This is a genomic window from Sediminicoccus rosea (genome assembly GCF_033547095.1).
Taxonomy (GTDB): Bacteria; Pseudomonadota; Alphaproteobacteria; order Acetobacterales; family Acetobacteraceae; genus Roseococcus; species Roseococcus rosea.
Map to the genome: position 1 here is coordinate 3,612,162 of NZ_CP137852.1, position 23,454 is coordinate 3,635,615.

Sequence of the window (23,454 nt, forward strand, 5' to 3'; positions counted from 1 at the left end):
CGGTCCGGGTCACGGGCAGCAGGCCCCGCCGGCGCGCTGCTCCGCCCGCACGCGGTCGGCGGCGGCGAAGGCGCGGCCGGTGTCCTGCAGGGCGGCCGTCGCTTCCATCCAGGCCTCCAGCGCCACACGGAAGGCAGCGCGGCCGGCATCGGTCAGCGCATAAACCCGGCGCTGGCGGCCGCCCACGACCTCTTCCGTCGCGGTGACGAAGCCGCCGGCCTCGAACTCGCGCAGCACGGGGTAGATGGTGCCCTCGGTGGGGGAACAACAGCCATTGGTGGTGCGCTCGACCAGGCGGGCGATGTCGTAGCCGTGCAGCGGCCCGTCATGCAGGACACGCAGGATGAAGAACTTGCTGAGGCCCATCTTGATCGTACCCGCCCAGTAGTCGCGGGAGGCGTAGTTGACGCGGGGCGGGGCGGTTCGGCGGGTGAGGTCCATACGCGAAGACTATACCTTGTACCTCGATGCATCAAGCCCAAAGGTCAAGGCGCCTGCCAAGCGCTGCCCATGGCTGATCGAAGGCCCGCGCGTGATGCGCGGATCAGTCGTCCTGCGGCACGAGCCGGTCGAAGGTCAGCCCGCTCTGCCCCTCGCCGCGGCCGGTGCACTTCCGCATCGCCAGCCAGACATAGGTCCGCCCGGAGCGCCCGCGCGTGCGGCGAAATGCGCGAGTGACCTGCACGCCGGCGCGCGGCACCTCCTCTTCCGCCAGGAAGTAGGCGGCGGGTTTCGCCTGGTCGAGCCCCTCGCGCAGCGTTGCGGTGCGCGGGACGATGCGCCGGGGCCGTCCGGCCTCGCCTTCGATGAAGCGCAGCATGGATCCGCGCTGCAACAGCGTCTGGCGCGTCGAACCCGGCTCCCGCGCGGCGAGGAAGGGAATCCAATGCTCCGCCACCGGCGACATCGCGTCGTAGCGCAGCGGCGCGGTGGGCGCGGTGGGCGCGGGCGGTGGCACAACCGGCGGGCGCACCTGCTGCTCGAAATGGCGGCGCAACTCGCGCGCGGCCTCGGCGCCGGGGCGGGTGCGGCCGTCCGGCATCGGCACGGTGCGCTCGATGCCCCAGACGAGGTTCGCCATCTCGTCGCGCATCAGCAGCACCTCGTCGAGCGGCCGGCCCTGCTGGATCTTCGGCGTCACCGGCGCGACGAAGAGGCCGGTATCCGCCGTCTGCCGCCCGCGGCCGCGGATGCTGTTGGTGAACATGGTCCAGCGGTTCCGGTCGTCATCCTGCCCCGCCCCTGCCGGGCGGACCCAGAAGCGCTCTCCGAAGACATTGGTCACGGCGATGCCGGAAAGCTCCGCCAGTTCCCCCCGCGGCAGCGAGAGCGGCATGAGGTACCAGTCATTCGCGTAGAGCAGTGCGAATTCGAGAAAGGCCATCCGGCCGAGATCGGTGGTCGAGACCTCGATGCCGCCGAGATTCGTGCGGCCATCCTCGAAGGCCCACCAGCGCGTGTCGGGCATGCCGGGAAAGGTGAGCGGCACGGGCAGCAGCGCGGTTGCCGTCTCGCGCAGCGCGGCGGGCGCGCCAAGCGGCGCCGCCTTGGGGTCAAGGTCGTAGCCGTGCCAGTCAAGCTCACCGCCGTGATGCTCAGCGGCGACCAGAACCTTCTCGCCGGCGCGTGAATCGCTGGCCAGCGCGAAGCGGTATTCCAGCCGCTCGGGGTGCCAGGCATCCTCCTCCGGCGCGGGCGGGGCGACGTATTGCCGCGCGAACCAGGCGCGGAAGGGCTTGGCCAGGTCATCCAGCGCCGGCGCCGCCGCGCCGGCATTCATCCCGTCGGAGGCGGCGCCGCCCTCCTCCAGGTGGCGCAGCAGCTTCCAGCCATCCATCGCCCGCCCTGCCGCCGCGGCGAAGCTCTGCACGACATCGGGATGCGCTGCCGCCGGCGCATGGCGCGGATCGGCGCGATCGGGCAACTCGACCCGATACAGCTCCGTGTAGCGCAAGGCGAAGTCGCCGACACCGCGCGCGAGCTTCAGCCAGTAGCGGCCCATCTGCAGCCGGATGTCGAGCGAGATGGGCTGGCCCGCGCGCAGGAAGGGGATGGGCCGTGCCTCCACCCGGGCCTCGAGCGGCATGGCGGGATCGAGGTCGAGCGCGGGGGCGGTACCGCAGCGAAAGCGCGAGACCGGGGCGCTGGCATGGACCGGCGAGGCGGAGATCGGCGAACCCGCGTCGTCACCTTTGTACTCGCCCATCTGCCATTGCCGCGTGAGCATGAAGAGCGCGTCGTGCACCTCGGCGCGCAGCGCGCCCTTGATGTCATCGGTGCGCGGCCGCCCCTCCAGCCGGTTCCATCCGACCAGGGTCGGCAGCTTGCGGTTGGTCAGAAGCTCCGCGAGGCGCGGTGTGACGAAGCGGTCGCTCATGGCGGCACCTTCATGAATCGCGCGACGCCGACATTCGCGGCCAGCACGGCGGAGATGGTGACGTCCCGCGGCGCGGCCGCCATGTAGGTCGCGGGCAGCATCTGGCCGAGCACCGGGTCATCCAGATGTTCGGGCTCAACCGCGCGGATGCGCATCAGCTCCCAGCTGGAATCCAGCGCGCCGACGATATCCTCCCAGTGCCAGGTGCCATCTGCGGTGGCGGGCGTGACGAGCAGGAAGGATTGCGGCGCCTCCGCATTCGGCCGGTCGAAGTGGAAGGCGACGCCGGAGGCTTGCTTGTGCAGGTCCTCCACCTTCGTGTCGGGCGCGCGGCGGGCGCCGGGCAGCACCTCGGTCCATTCATCGAGCACGAGGCCCTTGAAGCGCCCGCTGCCATCGGGCGGCGCGGCGAGATGCACGGTATGGAGCAGCCGCGTGCCGTCCAGGTCGTAATCCTCCGGGAATTCGAGGCCGAGCCAGCTATCCTTGGCGCGATAGGGCAATTGCACCGGCGCCAGCGCGATCTCCGCCACGCCCAGCGCCTCGCCGTAGAGCATGGCGGCTTCGAGCTCCTGCGCGGCGGGGCGCACCCGCGCAACACCGTGCAGCCACTCCTCGACCGGCAGCGGGATGCCGGCCGTCATGGTCAGGTGCTCCAGGGTCTCGCCCGATTGCGCGGTGGCCAGGGCCCTTTCGAAGCTGGCCAGCGGCGGGCCGGCCAGTGCGAAGCGCGGCAGGTGCAGGAAGCCCTCCCCGAACAGCGCCTCCGCGGCCGCGGCCGTCAGTTCCGCGCGGCGCGCCGCATCGGGCGCGGTCGCGGCCTCGGCCAGCCTCTCCGCCGCGGCCCGCGCGCGGCGGCCGGCCACATCGGCCAGCGTCCGCGCCAGGGCTTGAACCTCCGTGACACCGGCCGCCGCCTCCGCGCGCAGCTTCTCCGTCGTGACATCGCCGGTCGGGAAGCGGGTGTCGTCAAGGATGGCGTCGAGCGCGGTCGCCGCCACGCCGATCGCACCCGCGCGGGCCGTCGTGACGGCGCGCAAGCGATCGGTCAGGGCGGCGAAGGCCAGACGGCGCGCGCGCACCTCTGCCTCCAGCGCGGCCGTGTCGGCGCCGGCCGCGGGCAGCTTCGCCGGCAGTTCCAGGTCGGCCTCGCGCAGGATAGCATCCGCGGCCCCTGCTGGCGCCGCGGCAAGCCGTGCCAGCGCGGCGTCGCAGCGGACAAGGCGCGCCGTCCAGCCCTCCAGCAGGCTCCGCGCCTGGGTCATCACCATGTCGAGCAGGCGCCGCTGCATGTCGCGGACGCGATCCGGGCTGCTCTGCGCGATGCCGAAGCGCCCGGCCTCGATCAGATGCCCGGCTGCGGTCCCGATCAGCGCGTCGATCCCCATCAGGGCGCCGCCCAGCCGCGGCGCGGGATCTTCAAGCGCGGCGGCGCAGTCGGTGGCGAGCAGCCTCGCCGCATCGCCCAGCGCGACAAGGCGGGCGAGCGGCGCGGCGAGCGACGCGCCCTCCTCCGTCACCGCCTGCGCATCCGCGAGCGTCGTCGCATTCTCCGGGATCAGGTCGGTCGGGCGCAGCGGGCGCGCGGATTTCAGCAGTGCCGCGACAGGTCGCAGAAGGGCTCCCGCTTCGAGCAGGCTGATACCGCCGGCCGGCCCCTCGGCGAAAGCGATGGCAAGCTTCGCATCGGGCCGGAAGCGCGCGGGCTCAGTCGTGAGAACATGCTCGGCGACCAGGGTGGACAGCGCCGCAAAGGCGCCCTCCAGCTCTTCCGAGCGCCAGAGATGCACGAGGTCGAGCGGTGCGAGGCCGAGTTCGGCCAGCGTGACCCAAGCATCCTTCGCCGAGCCGTCCACCGGATCCAGCCAGCGCACCCGACAGCCGATCTGGCCGAGTGGCGGCAGCACGCGGCAGAGCCACTCATCCAGCTCCGGCTCCGCCAGCGCGCGCGGCGTGGCGCCAGCAGCGGGAGCGACCTCCTCCTTCAGATGCACGGCGAGGCGCAGGGTCAGCGCGATGCCGCTCGCGGGCGTGCGCACCACCTCGGGCTCCGGCGCGGGCTCGCCCTTGGCGAAGGCGTCGAGCGCCGCGGCGGCGCGGTCGAAATTGCCCTGCACGGACTGGTGCACCGACTCCGCCAACGCGAGGTCGCCCAGCGCGTCGTGCAGCTCCTCGAGCCTCTGCGCCTCCTCGCTGATCACGCGCGCCTCCTCAGCCGTGGCCACCGGCAGCGTGGCGCCGAGCCCGAATGGATAGTCGCGCTGGCCGCTGGCGCGCATCTGCGCCAGCAGCTTCAGCCCGTCCACCACATTGCGCGCGGCCTCCTTGCCCTGGTCCGCCACGGGTGCCGCGGTTTCGGGAAGGCCGCCGGCGACCAGCGGAAAGGCGCGGCGCAGCTCCAGCAGGAAGTCGTCCGTCTCGGCCTCCGCCCAGCGGTCATGCAGGGCGCGCTCGAAGCGGTAACCGAGCAGCGCCGCGAGGCTCTGCCCTGTCCGCATCCCGTCCATCAGCGCGAGCCCGGCACGAACCCGTTCGGAGGAGAGGTTCACGCCGACCGCCGCACGCTCGGCATCGCTCTCCGCACTCATATAGGCGCTGCGCAGGATGGCAGCGGTGACCGCGTGATCCAGCGAGGGCGCATGGACAAGGCCGCCATTCGCCGTGTCGGCCAGCAGCTCCGGTAAGGTGCCCTGCGGGTCGAGCAGCTTCGCCTCGGCGTCGCTCAGTTCGGCCGGCGAGAGGCGACGCGCGCGCGGCCGCACATCCTGCAGCCAGCCATAGGCGCCGAGATGGATGCCCCGGCGCTTCATCCGCGCGAGTTGCGCGTTCGGGATCCCGAGCAGCCAGGCATCCAGCCGGTGCGAGCAGCTGTCGAGGTGATGGCGCAGCGCGCGATCCGCCTGCCCTTGGCTCGCGCCCGACATGAGGCGCAGCGCCGCGATCTGTTCGGCGAGGTCCTGCGTCTCCTTGCTGCGGCCAAGCTCCTTGGCAAGGAACTCGGCCATTGGCTGCAGCGGCTCCCCGGTCACGTCAGGTGCGGGTTCGAACAGGCTCTCCCAGCGGCTCTCGACCGGAAAGGCGCGCTTGGCGGTGATGTGGGGCAGCGCCTCCTCACGAAGGGCGGCGCGCGCGGCATCCTCAGTGAAGTCGCGCGAGCGGAGCCGCATCGCCACCGCCGCATCGCTGTAGCCGAGCAGCAGCGCATGGCGCAGCAGGATGTAGAGCAGCGCATGTGGCACGCGCCCATCAGGAAGGGTGGTCTGGTCGCGCACCATCTCGACCGATCGTTCCGCTGCCTCGGCGAGCCAGGCGATGTAGCGCTGGTGCTCCGTCTCGAAGCCCGGCTGCAAGGGCTCCGAGGCGACGGTGCCGCCATCCAGGACGCCCTGCGGGCCCTGCAGCATCAGCCGCGCGATCTGCGGCACCTCCGCTGGCGCGGCGCCGAGGGCCGCGAGGAAATCCACCACCGCCCGCTTCAGCTCCTCCGGCTCCGGCAGGTCGGTCCAGGCGATGGAGACGAGGCGGAACAGGTTCGCCAACTGCCGGTCAGCCTGGGCGTAGCGGAAGTGGAACTCCGCCGAGGCGGGATGCAGGCCGAGCACGTCGAGCAGCGCCTGCCCGGCATCACCGGGTGCGCCCACCTGCGCGACCCCGTCGGCATAGGCGCGCCACCGGAGGCGCATCTCGTCCAGCAGCGGATGCATGCGGGCGAGGATATCCTCCCGGCCACGGCGGCCGTCCCGCTTCAGCCAGGCGATGCGGTCGAAGGCGGTCACCGGCAGTACGCCATAGGGTTGGCGCCCGATCCGGATGGCGGGCAGCCGCCCGCCGCCCGCCACATGCGCGATGAAATGGCGCCGCACCTCGCCGATCGTCGCGCGGCCGACCACGGGGCTCAGCAGCGTGCCCAGGAAATAGCCGATCGTCCCCGGCCAGAGCGCGGCCCGCATCGCGCGCGCCACCGCCTGGTCCTGCCCATCGGCGTTCAGCAGGCGCGCGGCCAGGGCCGGGTCCAGGCCCAGCGCCTCCGCCAGCACCTGCCCATCGCGCTTCTGCGACGCATCCGCAGTGGGCGCGAAGAGGCCCTCGCCCATCACGGCGTCGAAGACGCGGTCCGGATCAGCGCGGCGGGCAAAGCCAGAATCACCCTCCTCGGTGTTGTTGGTGGGCGTGCCGTGCGGCACCAGCGCGAAATCCGCATTGGAGTGCAGGCGGTGCGTGACGAAGCGCGCGAGGCGCGCGGCGCCCTCGGCCGGGTCGGGCGTGGCACAGACGCCGATGACATAGAGCCGGTCGAAACCCTCGCGCGCCTCCTCGGCGGAGAGATCCACGCGGAAGCCCATGCCCAGCTTCACCGCCGTATCGAAATCGGCGAGCCAAGCGGTCTCCTCCGGGAAGTTCAGCGCCGCGCCATCCGCCACCGGCGTCCCGCCGAGCAGCCCGCCAGCATCGAAGCCGACATGCAACGGATGCGCCACCGGCTCTCCCAGTACCTCGCGCCGCGTGCCGGCGCGGGAGAGCACCAGCACGAAGCGCTCCGGCAGCGGGTCAGCGACGGCGGCCGCGTTCCAGGAGGCCGGCGCGGCCGGCGGATCCTCCGGCCATTGCAGGAACACGACGCCGGCCCAGCGGCGCGCACCGCCCTCGGGTCCGAAATCGGCAAAGCGGTGGGGCACATGGGTCTGCACCACCTCCGCCGCCACCGCTTCGCCGAGACGCGCGGCGAGCGCGTCGAAGGCGGCCTGCTGCTGGGCGGCGTCACTCCCCGCATGCCACATCGCCTTCCAGAAGCCGCTGATCTCCTGCGCCTCGGCCGGCATGGCCTGCACGGGAATGACCAGGACCACTTCGACCTCGGCGGCCTTCGGCTCGTCCGCCGGGTTCAGCGGCGCGTAGCTGGCGACGATGTGGCGCGCACGGCCGGCACCATGGCTTGCGACCAGAGCGCGCCAGGCAGCACGATGCCGCGCCTCCGATCCGGCGGCGCACCAGCGCTCCGTCCAATAGGTCTTGGCGCCGGCGAGCTCTGTGGCGCTGAGGCCCGGCTGGAAGGCATCCACCAGGCAGGAGTCGGGATAGACGCGGACCCAGAGCTGCGGATCGCCCCGCGGGCCACTGCCGAAGCGCGTTTCAAGCCGCAGCGGCAGCAGCAGCAGCGGGTCGCTGTCCGGCATGGCGCCGACCGCCTTGCGAGGATCGGAGAAGGCGGCGAAGGCAGCCTCCGCCGTGCGCAATTCCTCCCTCGCCTTTTCCATCCGGCCCAGAGATGCCTTGTCGGCGCGGCGCAGGCTCCGGGGCACCTCGCCATCGCCCGCCCCGCGCTCCGCCATGCGCAGCCGTGCGCGCGCATCGCGCGCGGCTGCCTCCGCTTCGGCGAGGGCCTGGCGGGCCTTGGCCAGGGTGGCGGCGCTATTCTCGAAGCCCGGCATGGCGAGTTCCCTCAGCTCCGCTTCAACATCTCGGCGGCGTGGATCGCGACCATCACGGGTGCCTGGTAGAGCAGATAGGCCCAGCGCGCCGCGGAGATGCCGGCCGCGAGAACCTTCCCATCGTCCTCGCGCTGGCGTGCCTTCTCCATGTCAGCGGCGCCGAGCGGCGCCAGCGCGGGGATCGTGACGGCCGGGTCGATGAACTGCCGCGTCGAGCCGGACGGGATCAGGTCCGTCCAGACGATGTCGTTCACCGTCTGCAACGCGCCGGTGCGCTGCGGATCGAAGCCGAAGCGCGGCTCACCGGGACGCTCCTTCAGCACAAAGAACCAGCCGGCATTGTCCGTGGTGGCCGGCCCGGCGACACGTCCCTTGGCCTCCTCCTCGTCAAGGTCGAAGCCGAAGAAGGTGATGTCCGGCTCCACCTGCGCCTCGAAGAGCGGAAAGCGCATCGCATCGCGCGGCGGATCGGCCAGCGCGCTCTCGGGCACGTCCAGCAGGCGGCGCTCGCGCGTCGGGTCGGGGCGGCCCGACGCGTCCACGTCCCACACGGCGCGATGCGCGTAGATCACGGCGTTGGGATATTTCTTCAGCAGTTCGCCGCGGATCAGGAGCACGAGGTTCTCCCCCTGGCGCGCCGGATTTTCGCGGTTGTCATGCGTACCGAGGCGCGAGCGCCGGGGCCAGGTGTGGATCTTCGGGATGTCGCGCAGGCTTTCGCGGAAGGCCTCCGTATCGGTGCCGGGCGGCGCCACCTGGCCGCGTACGTCCCAGAACTGCCGGAAGACGGAGCCGCGCTGGTCCGTCGGATATTCACGCCACAGCAGCTCGCGCGCGAATTCGTGGTTGAGTCCGACCATATAGGCCTCGATGAAGGCCTGGTTTGTGACGACCGCGGTGATGCTGTTCTGCTTCACCAGCGAGAGGCCAGGCATCAGGAATTCCTTCGAGACCTTCTCCAGCGGCTTGTACATCGGCGTGTCGATGACCGGATGGTGCATGATCTCATCGAATTCCTCCGGCAGTGCGGCGAGGATGCGCGGCGGGATCGAGAGGCCGTGCAGGGCGCGCGCGCGCAAGGTCACGCGCGGCTGAAGCGCGGAAGTGATGTCGCCCACCAGCCCACCGAGATCGAGTGCTGCGCGCGGCTCGCGCTTCGCCGCGGCATGGCTGGCGGCCACCAGGTCGAACCAGGCGGCGGCGGCCTCGACCAGGCGCTGCGTCTCCTCGCGCGCGCCGCGCTTCCCGTCGCGGGGCTCCGCACCCGGCTCGCCGATCGCGATGGTGGCGAGCTTCGGGATGGCCGCGAAGCGCTCCGCCGATGCCTCTGCATCCGCCAGCAGCTTCGCCAGGGCCAGGCCGCCACGGTTGCGCTGCCGCTGGAAGCGCAACCGCGCCAGGAGACCTGGCACCGACTTCTCCGCCAGGATGTCGAGCGTCGGCAGGCCGCGCGGCGGGGCCTTGGGCGGCACGATGTGCAGGGCGCCATCGTTCAGCCGCGCGAGCATCTCGCCCGCATCGAGGCGCTTCTCCCGCGAGGCCAGACGGAACAGCCGCCCGCCTGGCCGCAATGCGCGGGAGGCGGCGGCCGAGAGCAGGCCGGCGCCGAGCCGGCTCGCATCCACCGCTGCGCGCGCCGTGCGCCCACCGCTACGCAGGCGGCGCTGGGCCGGGCGCGTCAGCCGCAGGAAGCGGTCGGGCTTCGCCGCGGCCGCCACGAAGCGACGAAGGAACCACGCCTCCGAGACCTCGATCGCATAGCGGGTGTTGCGCAGCTTTCGGTTGGCCTTCACGACGTCGCCCACCTGCTCCCAGGCGGCGTCCATATACTCCTCCTGGCCCTGCTGGATCACCGTGGTGCCCGCGGCGGCCGCGACGCGATGCCGTGGGTCGAGGTTCAGCCCATGCACCCAGTTGTCGGTGTGCGGCAGCGGCGCACCGGTGGCGGTGGCCAGCAACCGGTCCACCGCTGCGTGCCAGCGCCCATAGAGCGGCGGCACCACCACCGGGTCGGGCGAGACATCCTCATCCGTCCCGTCCTCCGCCACCGCGCCGAGATCGAGGCCCGCCGCGTTCGCCGTGTCGTCATGCGCGTCGGGCGCGGCCTTGCGCAGATAGTCGTCAGCGAGATTGATCAATCCCGCGAGTGCCGTCTGGAAGGGCTGCGGCGCTGGCGCGTCCCAGGCCTCGAAGGTCCGGCGGCGCGCGAGCGAGGGCGCATCCAGCACGGAATCGGGCGCCCGCAGCGCGCCGCCCAGCTTCAGCACGCCGCCAAGCTGCAGGCGGTTGATCGCCGGCAGGTTGAGGCCCGGGCGAAGCACGTCCATGTCGCGGTAGCCGACCCGCGGATCGATGTTTGCCGCCTTCAGCTTGCGCACCAGCGTCTCGAAATCGCCGGTCTCCGCGGTGCGGAAGAACCAGCGGTGGTAGAAGGGCATCAGCAGCGGCTCGGGCCGGCCGGCATAGGCCTCCCACGCGCTCGTGGTGCCGGAGGGAACGGCGCCCGTCGCACCGAGCCCGGCCAGCCTTCCCGTCTCGTAGGCGGGCATCAGGAAGGCGTGGTAGGCGGTGTTGGGCTGCAGGCGACGCGGGCAGACCAGGCGCGACATCGCGACGTCCGGATCAGCGGCGAGCAGCGCCGCAAGGCGGGGCAGCACGGCCGCCATCTCCGGCGAGACGAACTCCGCCTCACTCCCGGCGAGCGAGGCGTTGACCTGCACATGCGCCCAGGCCCAGAGCTCGCGCGCGGGCGGGAAGGGATCGAAGCTCGCCGCGTGCACATAGGCCAGCGGCCGGCCGGCGAGGTCACTGCCCTCCTCGAACTCGGTCTCCGCCAGCACCACCAGTGCGATCCAGGGCGCGAGCCGCAGGCCGCCATGCGTCGGGCCCTCAGGCGAATAGCGCCAGGGCAGATCCTCGTCATAGAATTCGACCTGCGCGAGGTAGTTGGGCTCGGCATTCGTCACCCAATGGTTGGGGTCGCGGCGGATGATCGCACGCGGCTCGATGCCGACCACGTCGCCGGGTCCATAGAGCGTCACGCCCTTCGTCACCGTGCTGGTCAGCGGCGCGCCGCCCGCCACCGGCTCGGCGCTCACCTGGAGGCCGACCTGAACGCTGGGCCGCAGCGCGCCGGCGGGCAGCGGCCCGCCGATCAGCCCGCCAAGGCCGCGCCGGTACCAGGGCAGGAAGCTGTAGACAGCGTTCGTCATGCGGCCACCTCGAAGCCCGGGAGCACCTGCACGCGGCCCGCAAGCGAGGGGTCGGCGCGCAGCATCCCGGCCATATGGGCGCGCGCCTCCGCCTCGCTGCCGAAGGCGCCACCCGGCATGGCCGCATTGTCCAGGGCGGAGGCGACGACGAAGCGTTCACCCACCGCCTCGACCTTGTCGGCGAAGGGGACCTTCGCACGCTGCGCCTGTGCCGAGAGGCCCGAGCGGGAAACCGCCGCACCGGCCAGGAAGCGGCGCGAGAAGACGGCCTCGAGGCCGCGCAGGCGGCGCGCGGCGGGCGCGCCCTGCGTGTCGATCGTCGCAAGCTCGTAGCGGTTCGCGCGCTTGATGGCGGCAGCGGAGAAGGCGGTATGCCCGGCCGGCGTCAGCTCCACACCGCCGGTCATCGGCTCGAAGCCGGGGGCGGCCAGCCGATCCGCGTCGGACAGATCGTTGAACTGCGCCGCCGCGAAGCTCTCTTTCACATCGGCCGACTTCGCGAGACCACCGGGCAGGGCCGAGATCGAGAAGCGGCGCCCGTCGCGGGCCTTGCGGTTGCCGAGCTTCGCAACCGGCACGTCCAGCGGCACGAGCTTCTGCACGATGCGCAACGTGCCCGCGGGGTGCAGCACGAGCGCCGCCTCCTCCGGCGGCAGGCTGCGCATGGTGACAAGCCCGGTGCGGCCGGTGGGATTGAAGGCGCGCCAGTTCTCCTGCTTGTCGAGCTCGGCGGCCAGGAGCGGCAGGACCGCCACATCAGGCAGCGGCGCGCCACGCGGCTCGCCCCAGGTGACGTCGATGGAGACGCCGATGTCGAAGAAAAGCAGCGAGATCGAGGCCTCGCCGCGCGCACGCCAGGGCGTCGGCCCTTCCAGCCGGAGCCGGATCGAGAGGCCCCAGACGCCCAGGCCGAAGACCTTCACCGAGAAATGCGACTGGATCTCGACGTCGAACGACAGCGGGGAGAATTGCAGCAGGGCGTCGAAGCTCGTCACGCTCTCGACGCTCAGCACCTCGAAGCCGAGGAAGATCTCGGCGCGCGCGCCGAACTGCGCGGTGTTGGAGGTGACGGCGAAATAGCCCTCCGCGCGGATCCGCGCCCAGCTCTCGTTCAGGATGGTGACCGAGATGCGCGTCGGCACTGGGAAGGGCAGCGGCGGCGGGGTGAAGCGCGGGTGGAAGCCGCCGATCGAGAGGACGAAGTTCGCGTCATCCCCGAAGGCCGCCAGCAGCCCCATATCGCCATCGAGGGTGATGAAGAGGATGCGTGAATCAAACAGGCTGGCGAAGAACCAGAGGCGCTGGCGGTCGAACTCGATGGCGCCGACGAAGCTGACCTGCAGGACCACGACCGGCGCGACCTCCGCCGGGAGCGCCACGCGCAGCACGCCGAGGATGGCGATGTTGCCCGGGATCTCGATGATGACGCCGAGCGAGATCGAGACCAGCGTCGGCGTGCCCCAGCCCAACTTGGCCATGGGCCCGATCAGGAAGGTGCCTTCCTCCGGCGGGAAGATCGCGCGCAGGTCCGAAATGATGCGCGGCGCATTGGCGACGATGTCGCGCGGGAACATGATGTTGTTCACCGCGCCGTTGCGCACGCCGGCCACTAGCGCATCGAGGCGCATCGTGCGGTTCAGCCCCACAAGCCCGCCGACGCCGAGCAGCGTGAAGCCGTAGCCGAGCTGCAACCCCGTCGAGCCGAATTCCGCCGTGATGATGACCAGCAGCGAGAAACCGTCGGAGCCATCCGGCATGCGCGTCGTCAAGATGCCGATGGCCTTGAGGCTCAGGAACTCGGCGAAGGTCAGCTCCAGCGCGCCGGCATATTCCCCTCGCTCCGCATCGATGAAGAGATAGCCGCCGCCGCGCACCACCCCTGCGTCGATGGACAGGCCGATGCCGTTCGGCGGCTTGAAGCCCACGGCGAGGTCGAGCGGGCCGAAGGCGCCGCGTCCATCGGCTGCGGGCACCAGAGAGAGGGTGATGCCGATATTCTCGACGCTCGCGCGCAGCGGGCCGAGATTGAGCGAGAAGCCGGCGCCGAGCGACAGCCGCGCGCCATCCGTCCCACCGCGCGCACTGACGTAGATCGTCTCGAGCTCGAAGATAGTGAGGTCGAGGTTGATGGGGATCTGGAACTCGATGCCGCCACTGCCCGCGATAGCGAGGCCGCTGCGCGAGGACCATAGCATGTCCACGCCGAAATCAGCGTCGAAGCCCTCGCCCAGCACCTGCCGGATGAAGCCGTCCGCCTCATCGAAGGCGACATGCAGCTTGAGCTTGCCGCCGCCAGCGCCGGTGTTTGCGCGGAAGAAGGCCTCCGGATTGGCGATGTTGCCGGCGAAGCCGCCTTCCACGGTGAACCCGTCGAGCTCGAGCCGGGTCTTTTCCCGCGCGCCGAACAGGAGATAGGGCTCGGATGGCGCGCCGATCAGGCTGATCTTGGCGGCGAGCTCCACGCCGGGGCCGGCGCTGGCCGTCACGCCATCCGGCAGGATCCGCAGCTTTACCGCATCGGTGGCGCCGAAGGCCCCAGCGATGCGCAACGTCACCGCCTCACCGAGCGGAATGTCCACGGCCGCGCCGCCCGCCAGGATCGGCGCGACCACCACCCCGGCAGGCGCGCCAGCGGCGGGGCTGCGGGGCACGGGCAGCAGCGAGAGCCCGGCGCGCCAGCGCGCACGCTCGGCCAGGTGCTCGCCATCCACCATCGTCCAGTCGAGTTGCCGGACGCCCTGCGCCGCGGCGTGGGCAAGATCGATCTGACCATCGGCGAGGCCGAGGCGCGGCGGCCCCGTCTCGGCCTGGTGTCCGAGCACGAGCGCGATGCGCTCGAAGGTCGTGATCAGCCGGCGATGGTCGAAGCCTGGCGTCCCCCAGCCGAAGTTCTCCCGCAGCACGCCGCCCGGATCCCCCAGCGCACGGCCGAGGCGCGCGAAATCGAGCACGGTGCGGGTCCAAGGCATGCGATGCGCGCCGGCCGGCGCCGCGCGCTCGAAGCGGATCACACCCAGCGCGTGGGTCGCTGCGAAGAGCAGCGGCTGGTGGCGCTCGAGGTAGAGGACCAGCAGGTCGGTGATCATCGCGCCCGCCAGCTCGTCCCAGAAGCCGCGTTGGTCGAAGGGCGCGCCCGAGACCGTGGCGCCCTGCAGCGAGGAGAAGCGCGCCGCCGTGTCCTTCACCGATTGCAGTACGTCCACCAGCGCGCGCAGGCGCTGCTGGTCGGTTCCGCTGACCAGCTGGTCGGTCCGCGCGGCGAGCTGCGCGATCAGCGGCTCCAGCGCGAAGGCGGCCCCGAGGGGCGTGAGCTGCCCGCCCGCGACCTCGATGTCCCAGCCGTAGCGGGCCAGCAGCGCCTCCATCTCGGCCGGGCTCGCGACGGCGGTGCGGAAGGGCGCGATGACGGCCAGGAACTCGCGCAGGACGGCTTCGAGGAGGGTGTTCATAGATCCTCCGCGCGGATCGGCAGGTCCCGGACGGTGGAGCCCCAGACGTGGGTGACGCTGTAGTCCCCGTTCGGCACTTGGTTGATGCGCCCCCCCCCCAGTTCGACGTAGCGAAAGCCGGGATAGACGTGCTGCTCGAAGAAGTCCGACATTTCGGCCTGGGTCGAGGGCGCGGATGCGAAGACGGGCAGGAAGGCCCGGCGGCTTGCCAGTCCATCCACGGCATCGGATTCGTTCTGCATCGCGTAGCGATAGGCCCAGCCGAGCCCGTGCTCGCAGATCACCTGCTTGCGGCCAGCGGCGGGGCCCAGGATGTCGGTGCTGTACCAGATCATCTTGTTCCGCGCTGGCAGCACGGCGGGGGCGGCGGGGTTGATGATGTGGTCGGCGCTGTGGCGGGCGGCGCGTGGCGCGCAGATGGCGACCTTGACGCGCTGGTTCGGCGGAACCAGCGGCGCATTTGGCGTGGAATGCGCGGTAGAGGCGCCACCCGTCAGGGGCGACCACCCATTGTAGTACCAGCCGCGCTCGCCTGCCCCGCGTCCGGCGATGCCGGACCACCGCCAGTGCATGTGCACGCAGCTGTGACCACAGAAGGGCGCATGGATCTGCGTGTTGCCGTAGCGGTCCGGCCGGCCCATATCGGCATGCAGGTGGATGTTATCGTACTGGCCCTGGCGGTCGGCTTTGATGACCACGTAGGCATTGGTGTAGGCGATGGCGCCCGCGACCGGCCAGATGTAGTTGGCGCGGCGCCGCAGCGTCGCCCTGTAGAAGTTGCCATCGGCCGGCCCATAGACGCCGACGATCTCCTTCTCCTGGGTGAAATTGGCGTGGATGTAGTCGAACACCATGCCCCAGGAGGCCGGCAGCCCTATGATCCGCGCGCCGATCACGCTCAAGCCGTAGAGAGACTGGCGCCCGTTCGTGACGAGCCCACCGAGCGTGACGTTGTTCGGGTCCCCAAGATACATGAAGGAGGTGTTGCTGTCGGTGTAGAAGCCCGGGATGTTCGCCGCCGGCGGATGCGCGCCGCCGTGTCCAGCGTGGTTGTGCGCCATGACGTTGTCGGCGGTGATCCGCACGCTGCCGCGGAATTTCTGCACGCGCTTGGTCGCGCCTTCCGCCGACCAGGTCCAGGCGAGCTGCGGGTAGCAGCCCATCGCGACCGGCACCCCGCCCGGGTCGAAGTCGTTGATCGCGCCGCGCAGCACCACCACGAATTCCAGCGTCACGTTGCAGGTGCCCGTGCCGGACAGGACATTGTCGGTCAGGCGCAGCCGCAACCCGTATTGCATGAGCGGATCGGCCGGATCGACCGTGAAGCGGCGGCCATTGCGGCGCAGCGCAAAGCTCGCGCCCGCGCCGCCCAGGGCGCGGGCCACGTCGAAGGTCGCGCTCGATCCGTCGTCGAAGGTGATCATGAGGTCGGTGAAGTCGATGCGCTGGAACACGCGCTCCGCGCTGAGCGTGCCGCCGCTGCTCGGCTGGGTGCCGCGCGCGACGGCGTTGGTGATCACGAGCCCCTGCGCCGAATCCACGCGCCAAGTGAACTCCCAGTAGGGGGTGCGCCCCTCACGCGCTTCCTCGGAGGTGGCGGGCATGCCGAGCCGGAGGCCAGGCGGCGGTCCGGTGACAGCGGTGTCACGGTCGCGCAGCAGCAGATCGCCGGGGGCGTCCTCCCACCGGATCTCGTCGAACATCGTCGTCTGGGTGTCGAGCGTCTTGCCACCGATGTAGCGCATGGCGTCACCCGATCGCCGAGCGCAAGTGCGAGACGCAGACGGGACAGAAGCCGATCGCGCCCACACGCGCCGGAAGGTAGCCGAGGCCCGGCGCGCGGCGCATCAGGCAATCTTCCGCCGGGCGGTAGGCCTTGCGACGGTAGCCGGCGCCGCCTTCCCAGAAGGCGACGCGCCCTGCCGCGTAGGGCGCGGCCGGCAGCGCTGTGTTGGGCAGGTCATGCGCGGGGCGTGGTTGAACCACGGCCGGCGCCAGCGCCTCCACCGGCGACATGACATGCCGCCAGGCAATGAAATCAGCATTCATGACGGGCGGCGCGTCGCTGAAGACGACGTTGGGCGCGTTCGCGAGCTCGGGCGAGGTCTCGGTCGCGGCGGCGAAGGCGGCCCCCTCGCGCTCATATTCGTCGGCAAGGCCGAGCGCGGTGCCGATGCCGCGCAGCACCACCTGGTGCCACAGCCCGTTCGCCGTGGTCGCCACCAGATGGTACTCGCCGGCCGCGGGCCGCACGTGATCATCGGCGCCAGCCGGATCGGCCATGGCGGGCGCGATCACGGCGACGAGCCCGCCCGTCACACCATAGGTGATGCCGCCCGCGCCGTAGAGCGCCGCGAGCGGCACTTCACCCACCGCGGTCGTCACGCTTTGTGTTGCCAGCACCGCGCCGAGCAGCCCGTGATCCACCGCCAGACGGTTCGTCGCACCATCCACGAAGGATGAGAGGAGGGTGGAATGGCCCGGCGCCCCGGCGATGCGCGGGCCCGAACTCGTGCTCGGCATGAAGACCTTGATCACGGTCAGCCACTCCGGGCGAACGCGTGTCCGGTTGAAGGGCGTGGTGGCGAGGATGGCCTCGATCAGATCGTGGCAGAGCGCGGAGAAGGCTCCGCGTTGCGCCGCGGTGAAACCCTCGGCGACCAGGATCAGCTTGAATGAAGCGTCGAGCGCATTGCCGACGCCGAAGGGATGGATCTTGCTCGCCACGAGGCCCCTCCCCCCGCCTTGGTGTCCGGGTGGAGGGAGCCTAACTCGGCCGCGTGCAGGGTGCGAGCATTTTTCTTGCAAAAGTTGCTAGAAAGTTTCTTATACACGTATAAGTTGTTGATCTCTATATTTATTCCAGTACCTTGGATGCTCAAGGGTGGTCTGCCCCCCGGGGCTGCCCCTCATGGGGTCGGATCGGCGAGGCGCGGGTCGCGGGTCATCCGCTCCCGGATTTCAACGCGGCCAAGCGTCCTGGCGTGACCTTGTCGCTTCGTGCCATCGCAAGGCCGACCGCCCGGCGGCGCCAGATCAGGCGTCCCCCGAAGAGGCCACGCTGGCCGGCTCGGCCAATCAGATCGTTGCGTTGATCGCTGTCCCCTGGAAAAAACGGAACGCCCTGAACAGGGCAGGCCGGCCCCTCACATCTGCCGGCGCCGCGATTTGCACTGTCAATTATGCAGCGTTATACTTGGCCCAGAAATATTCCTGAAGAATCACGAGGATCAATCCGATTTCTTGGCCTGACGTCATTCGCGAGATGCGGACGCGCCGCAGCAAGGTCAATCAAGGCGCATCCTCCGACTTGTTCAGGCTCCGCCTCATGACCAGACGGTCGGCCGCAGACCATGCCTTCCTGGAAATCTACAACACATCCAATCACCTGATCATCGCTGCCGCGGGTCGAGACCTCGCCAACAATCCCGGCTTCGATGTCGCCGAGGACGCCGCGACCTGGCCGACCCTCCCGATGGCGCAGCAGCAGCCCTGGACGCGGGTGCAAGGCAGAGCGCCGAGGCTCCAGGCCACGCAGGCTGCCGCATCCTACCCTTGCTGTCGCACCGCCGTGCTGCGGGTTGAACCAAGGGAAACCCAACCGCCACGCAGACCCCATGGCTTGCCGGCATACGGCGCCCCGGGTTCAGGGCGCTGCGGAGGCGGCGCTGTACGGCCATGAAAACTGCGCTGACGCCGCATCTGGCCCGGCTTGAGGCGGAAGCCATCATGATCATCCGGGAGGTGGCCGCCTCCTTCCGCAAGCCGGTGATGCTGTACAGCATCGGCAAGGATTCCAGCGTAATGCTGCACCTGGCCCTCAAGGCCTTCTATCCCAGCAAGCCTCCCTTCCCGCTGCTGCACGTGGATACGACGTACAAGTTCCGTGAGATGATCGCGTTTCGCGACAAGACGGCAGAGCGACTTGGACTTGAGTTGCTCGTCCACACCAATGCGGACGGCTTGGCGCGCGGCATCAATCCCTTCTCCAGTGGCGCTGGGCTGCACACGCAGGTGATGAAGACCGAGGCCCTGAAGCAAGCGCTCGACCAGCACGGCTTTGACGCTGCCTTCGGCGGAGCGCGGCGGGATGAGGAGAAGTCGCGCGCCAAGGAGCGCATATTTTCCGTTCGCGGGCCAGGGCATTCCTGGGACCCGCGTGCACAGCGGCCAGAGTTGTGGAACCTGTTCAATACGCGCATCCGCGAGGGCGAAAGCGTCCGCGTCTTTCCTCTCTCGAACTGGACTGAGTTGGACGTGTGGGACTACGTGCTTGCCGAGGACATTCCCGTCGTACCGCTCTATTTCGCACAGCCGCGGCCCGTCGTGCGGCGTTCTGGCACCTGGATCATGGTGGATGACGAGCGCTTGCCGCTCGAACCGGGAGAGACGCCGGAGCTGCGCATGGTCCGCTTCCGGACCCTGGGCTGCTACCCGCTCACGGGTGCCATCGAGAGCGACGCCGCGACACTGCCCGGGATCATCGCGGAGATGCGCGGCGCCAGGACCAGTGAACGCCAGGGACGGTTGATCGACGCCGACGAGGAAGCGTCGATGGAGCGGAAAAAGCGCGAGGGCTATTTCTGACATGGCCGCCGAGGTCCGACTGGAGACGCTGCGCTTCCTGACCTGCGGTTCGGTGGATGATGGCAAGTCCACCCTGATCGGCCGACTGCTCCACGACAGCCAGCAGATCTTCGAGGATACGCTCGCCTCCCTCGCCCGGGACAGCCGCAAATACGGCACGACCGGTGATGACACCGACCTCGCACTGTTGGTGGATGGCCTGGAAGCGGAGCGCCAGCAGGGCATCACCATCGACGTCGCCTACCGCTTCTTCGCGACGCCACGACGATCCTTCATCGCGCTGGATACGCCAGGGCATGAGCAATACACACGCAACATGGCGACGGGAGCGTCCGGCGCCTCCCTCGCCATCATTCTGATAGACGCCCGCAAGGGCGTCCTGACGCAAACGCGCCGCCATTCCTACATCTGCTCGCTACTTGGCATCCGTGACGTCGTGGTGGCGGTGAACAAGATGGACCTGGTGCATTTTAGCGAGGATATCTTTCAGAGCATCGTCGGCGAGTATTCTGCCTTCGCCTCGGCGCTCGGCTTCCGCTCCATCATGCCGCTCCCGATCAGCGCGCGCTTCGGGGACAATGTGACGCAGCGCTCGGACCGCACACCGTGGCATCGCGCCGCGTCCCTCCTCGAATATCTGGAAGGCATCGATACCGCGAAGGATTTCGCCTCGAAGCCCTTCCGCTTCCCGGTGCAGTGGGTCAACCGCCCGGATCAGGGCTTCCGTGGCTTCGCCGGGACGGTTGCCTCTGGCCGGATCGCGCCCGGCGACGAGGTGTTGGTCACGGCCTCGGGAAAGGCGACGCGGGTCACGCGCATTGTGACCGCCGATGGTGACCTGCCCGCGGCGGAGGCCGGACAAGCCGTGACGCTCACGCTGGAGGATGAGGTGGATGTTGCGCGCGGCGACCTCCTCGTGCATCCGACGGAGCGCCCGGAGGTGGCTGACCAGTTTGCTGGCCACCTGCTCTGGATGGATGAGGACGCGATGCTGCCCGGACGCAGCTACCTCATGCGCCTCGGCCATACCTGGACGCCCTGTTCCGTAACCTCGATCCGGCACAGGGTGGATGTGAACACCATGACGAAGCACGCGGCGCGCCGACTGGCGCTGAACGAGATCGGCTTCTGCAACTTTTCCGCGGCGCAGCCGGTACCGCTCGACCCCTACCAGGACAACAGCGCCACCGGGGGCTTCATCCTGGTGGACCGCTTCACCAACCGCACGGCCGGCGCGGGTATGGTGGCTTTCCCGCTGCGTCGCGCCAACAACATCCATCGGGAGCACTTCACCGTCGACAAGGCGGCACGTGCAGCGCTGGCGGGTCAGAAACCGATGGTGCTCTGGTTCACCGGCCTCTCGGGCTCGGGCAAATCTACCATCGCCAACATCGTCGAACAGGCGCTGCACCGCGCCGGCCGCCAAACCTACACGCTCGACGGCGACAACATCCGCAGCGGGCTCTGCCGCGACCTTGGATTCACGGCGGAGGACCGGGTGGAGAACATCCGCCGCGTCGGCGAGGTGGCAAAGCTCATGGTCGATGCGGGGCTGATCGTCCTCTGCGCCTTCATCTCGCCGTTCCGCGCGGAGCGGCGGATGGTGCGCGACCTCCTGGGTCAGGGTGAATTTCTGGAAATCTTCGTGGACACGCCGCTCGAGACCTGCATCCAGCGCGACCAGAAGGGCCTGTATGCCAAGGCGAAGGCCGGGAAGATCAAGAATTTCACGGGCATCGACAGCCCCTACGAGCCGCCGGAAGCCCCGGATATCCACATTTCGACATCGGGCGAGACGGCGGAACTCTCCGCGCGCCAGGTTCTGGAGCGCTTGCTCAAGAGCGACGCGCAGCCCTGACGGAGAAGAGCTCACGCGCCATCAGAGCTGCCCTTCCCCCCCGTTTGTGCCGCCTCAGCCCGGCTCGATCGACAACACACGGCCGATGTCCGTGCCCTTGATCCCGATGGCGGAAGGGTTGCGGACCCCCGGCAGGGCCGCCACGTCGAACAACTCGTCGATCACGCCCTCGATCCGCACCCAGTCCGTGATCTGGCCGCTGGCGAGATCAATCACCAGAAGGCCCGTACGCGCATCTGCGTCATGCGCCTTCAGCGCCCCCTCCAGCGGCAGGCCGCCGAAGGTGCGGTTCTCCCGCGCGCGCGACAGGCCCACCACCGCCGATTGGCCGATGAAGCTCAAGCCCCGCGCATAGCCCGGGCAGAAGGCGACCGGCGTGAAGCGCCCATCGGCCGGATCAATCCAGCCAAACTCGCCCGTGCCGGAATTGAGCAGCCACAGCCGCCCCTGATGCATCCGCCGCAAATGCGGCATCGTCGGTGGCCAGGGCCAGGACCTGCTCGATGGCGGGACGGGCGCCGACACGATGGAGGGCGGGCTTGGCGCCGATGTCTTCCTGTTCGGCAGCGCGGCCGAGGCCGATGGTGATGTCATCGCGGACTTCAATGTGGCGGCGGGCGACAGGATCGACCTGCGCCGGATCGACCCGGATTCCAGCCTGCTGGGCAACCAGAGCTTCACCTGGATTGGCGGTGCCGATTTTGGCGAGGTGGTGGGCGAGTTGCGCTTTGCCACAGGGGTGCTCGAGGGTGACCTGGATGGCGACGGCGGGGCCGACTTCCAGGTCACGCTCACCGGGATCGCCACGCTGACGGCAGCCAATATCTGGCTCTAGGACAAGGCTGGACAGAAGTGCGCCTCTCCGAAGGTCCGGGAGGCGCTGCATGAGTGGGTGTCACGTCCTCTCGCTCCCGCAGCGCTTGCCGGCTGTGGTCCGCTTTCGGGGGCAGAAAGCACGAAGCCCGCCAACCTTGTGGGGTGACGGGCTTTTGGGATGCGAGGACAGGGTTCGGCTCACGAAGAACAAGATTCAGCTGACTCAATCATGCCAAGGTCGAGGGCGAGGGCTTGGACTTCTTCGCCCGCAGCGGTGTGAACCGGGGCGCGAGATCCTCTTGGCCCGCGTCACAGCCACTCCGCTGCGATCCCGCGCTCGCGGACCAGGCGCGCCCGTTTCACAGGATCCCCCTCCAGGAACACCTCGAAGGAATCTGCCCTACCGCGGAGCGAAGCCGCGCCCTGGTCGCGCAGCCGCTCCGTCACGCTGGGCATTCGCAGCCGGGTTGAGAAGGGCCGTACGCCAGGGTGGAGCAGCGAGGGAGCGTTACTTGCGCGGTCGCTGCGGTACAGGAGTATGGGTGCGCGCCACGCATGCAGCGCCACAGGAAGCCGGCCACCTCCAGAGAACCTGCGGTCACCGCCCCTTGAGGTCGGCAAAGATCGCATATCAGGAGGACGCGCGGGTGGACACGACCCACGGCCAGGCCGGGCCGCCGGCCTTGGTGCGGGCGCGCATCTGCGCACGCCTGATCACTCCAGCGAGATGCGCGCCTCCCGCACCACCGGCCCCCAGACGCGCGCGAAATCGGCGTGTACTTGCTGGTATTCGGCCGAAGAGACAGGGCGACCCAGCGGGTACAGCCCGGCAGCCACCAGACGCCGCTCCGTGTCGGGGTCAGCGAGCACGCGCTGCATGGCGCCGTGCATCTCAGCCACCATAGCGGGCGGCATGCCGCGTGGCCCGGAAATCCCGGTCCAGGAGGAGACGGTGAGGGCGGGCAGGCCCAGCGCCTCATAGGTCGGCACGCCGGGCAGCGCGGCGAATGGCTGCGGCGTCGAGACGGCGATGGCGCGCACCTGGCCGGCCTCGATCGCGCCAGTGGTGCCGGCCATCGGTGTCAGGAAGCAGTCCACCTCGCCGGCGATCGTCGCCTGCAGCCCGGGGCCGGTCCCGCGATAAGGCACATGCACCCAGCGCCCGCCCACCAGTTTCGCCATCATCTCCCCCTGGAGATGCTGCATGCCGCCCACGCCCGACGAGCCATAGGTGAGTCCCTGCGGCCGCGCGGCCGCCGCGGCGCGCAGTTCCTCGAAGCGGCGAAAGCCACTGTTCCCCGGCAGCAGCATCACGGTCGGCGTATCGGCCACCATGGCGATGTGCGTGAAGTCGCGATCCCCATCATAGGGCGGCGGCTGCATGGCCAGCGGCACGATGCCATGCGGTGAGGTGTTGGAAATGCCGATGACGGAACCATCCGGCGGCGCCTGCACCACCATCCGCGTGCCGATGGAGCCCGAGGCCCCGGCACGGTTCTCGATGACGATGGTGCGCCCCAGCGCAGCCGCCAGCCCAGGCTGGATGATGCGCGCCGTGGTGTCCGAGGCGCCACCCGGCGCGAAGGGCACGATCAGGCGGAGCGTCGTTGCCTGCGCGCGCGCCAGATGCGGCGTGGCGAGGGGGAGGGCGAAGAGGTGGCGGCGGCGCATGAGCTTCTCCGGAGGGTGTGCTGAGCACATGGCGAAGCAAGTGGCGGGCCAGGAC

The 23,454-nt window shown here is 69.8% G+C and carries 12 protein-coding genes; 3 read left to right on the forward strand and 9 right to left on the reverse strand.

What is annotated here, in order from left to right; all coding sequences use genetic code 11:
- Nucleotides 1–9: 9 nt before the first annotated feature.
- The 7 genes from R9Z33_RS17390 to R9Z33_RS17420 form a co-directional block, all read right to left on the reverse strand.
- Nucleotides 10–441, reverse strand: coding sequence for a PadR family transcriptional regulator (locus tag R9Z33_RS17390; RefSeq protein WP_318647835.1), 432 nt, complete (start codon nucleotides 439–441; stop codon nucleotides 10–12).
- Between the two features lie 103 nt (nucleotides 442–544).
- Nucleotides 545–2,377: a hypothetical protein gene (locus tag R9Z33_RS17395; protein WP_318647836.1), complete on the reverse strand. Its 1,833-nt coding sequence runs from the start codon at nucleotides 2,375–2,377 to the stop codon at nucleotides 545–547.
- The gene (locus tag R9Z33_RS17400; RefSeq protein WP_318647837.1) at nucleotides 2,374–7,806 is read right to left on the reverse strand and encodes a hypothetical protein; all 5,433 of its coding nucleotides are present in this window, start codon (nucleotides 7,804–7,806) and stop codon (nucleotides 2,374–2,376) included. Before R9Z33_RS17400 ends, R9Z33_RS17395 begins: the two co-directional genes overlap by 4 nt.
- An 11-nt stretch (nucleotides 7,807–7,817) precedes the next feature.
- On the reverse strand, nucleotides 7,818–11,018 hold the full coding sequence (locus R9Z33_RS17405) for a hypothetical protein (protein ID WP_318647838.1): 3,201 nt from the start codon (nucleotides 11,016–11,018) through the stop codon (nucleotides 7,818–7,820).
- The gene (locus R9Z33_RS17410; protein ID WP_318647839.1) at nucleotides 11,015–14,467 is read right to left on the reverse strand and encodes a DUF6603 domain-containing protein; all 3,453 of its coding nucleotides are present in this window, start codon (nucleotides 14,465–14,467) and stop codon (nucleotides 11,015–11,017) included. Before R9Z33_RS17410 ends, R9Z33_RS17405 begins: the two co-directional genes overlap by 4 nt.
- Nucleotides 14,464–16,212, reverse strand: coding sequence for a hypothetical protein (locus R9Z33_RS17415; RefSeq protein ID WP_318647840.1), 1,749 nt, complete (start codon nucleotides 16,210–16,212; stop codon nucleotides 14,464–14,466). The genes R9Z33_RS17410 and R9Z33_RS17415 overlap by 4 nt, the downstream gene beginning before the upstream one ends.
- 4 nt (nucleotides 16,213–16,216) lie before the next feature.
- Nucleotides 16,217–17,194, reverse strand: a complete 978-nt coding sequence (locus tag R9Z33_RS17420; protein ID WP_318647841.1) for a M64 family metallopeptidase — start codon at nucleotides 17,192–17,194, stop codon at nucleotides 16,217–16,219.
- A gap of 951 nt (nucleotides 17,195–18,145) precedes the next feature.
- Here R9Z33_RS17420 and cysD point away from each other — a divergent pair.
- Both cysD and cysN read left to right on the forward strand, forming a co-directional pair.
- Nucleotides 18,146–19,054: a sulfate adenylyltransferase subunit CysD gene (cysD, locus tag R9Z33_RS17425; protein WP_318647842.1), complete on the forward strand. Its 909-nt coding sequence runs from the start codon at nucleotides 18,146–18,148 to the stop codon at nucleotides 19,052–19,054.
- A 1-nt stretch (nucleotide 19,055) separates the two neighbouring features.
- On the forward strand, nucleotides 19,056–20,912 hold the full coding sequence (cysN, locus tag R9Z33_RS17430) for a sulfate adenylyltransferase subunit CysN (RefSeq protein ID WP_318647843.1): 1,857 nt from the start codon (nucleotides 19,056–19,058) through the stop codon (nucleotides 20,910–20,912).
- A 54-nt stretch (nucleotides 20,913–20,966) separates the two neighbouring features.
- Here cysN and R9Z33_RS17435 read toward each other — a convergent pair whose 3' ends face one another.
- Complete coding sequence (locus tag R9Z33_RS17435) at nucleotides 20,967–21,386, reverse strand: DUF4915 domain-containing protein (RefSeq protein WP_318647844.1); 420 nt, start codon at nucleotides 21,384–21,386, stop codon at nucleotides 20,967–20,969.
- 52 nt (nucleotides 21,387–21,438) lie between these two features.
- Here R9Z33_RS17435 and R9Z33_RS17440 point away from each other — a divergent pair, with 52 nt between their 5' ends.
- Nucleotides 21,439–21,747 carry a type I secretion C-terminal target domain-containing protein gene (locus R9Z33_RS17440; protein ID WP_404830606.1) on the forward strand — a complete coding sequence of 103 codons (309 nt, stop codon included), beginning with the start codon at nucleotides 21,439–21,441 and terminating at the stop codon, nucleotides 21,745–21,747.
- A gap of 695 nt (nucleotides 21,748–22,442) precedes the next feature.
- On the opposite strand, the gene R9Z33_RS17445 is transcribed toward R9Z33_RS17440, so the two are convergent.
- Nucleotides 22,443–23,399 carry a Bug family tripartite tricarboxylate transporter substrate binding protein gene (locus R9Z33_RS17445; protein WP_318647845.1) on the reverse strand — a complete coding sequence of 319 codons (957 nt, stop codon included), beginning with the start codon at nucleotides 23,397–23,399 and terminating at the stop codon, nucleotides 22,443–22,445.
- Between the last annotated feature and the right edge of the window lie 55 nt (nucleotides 23,400–23,454).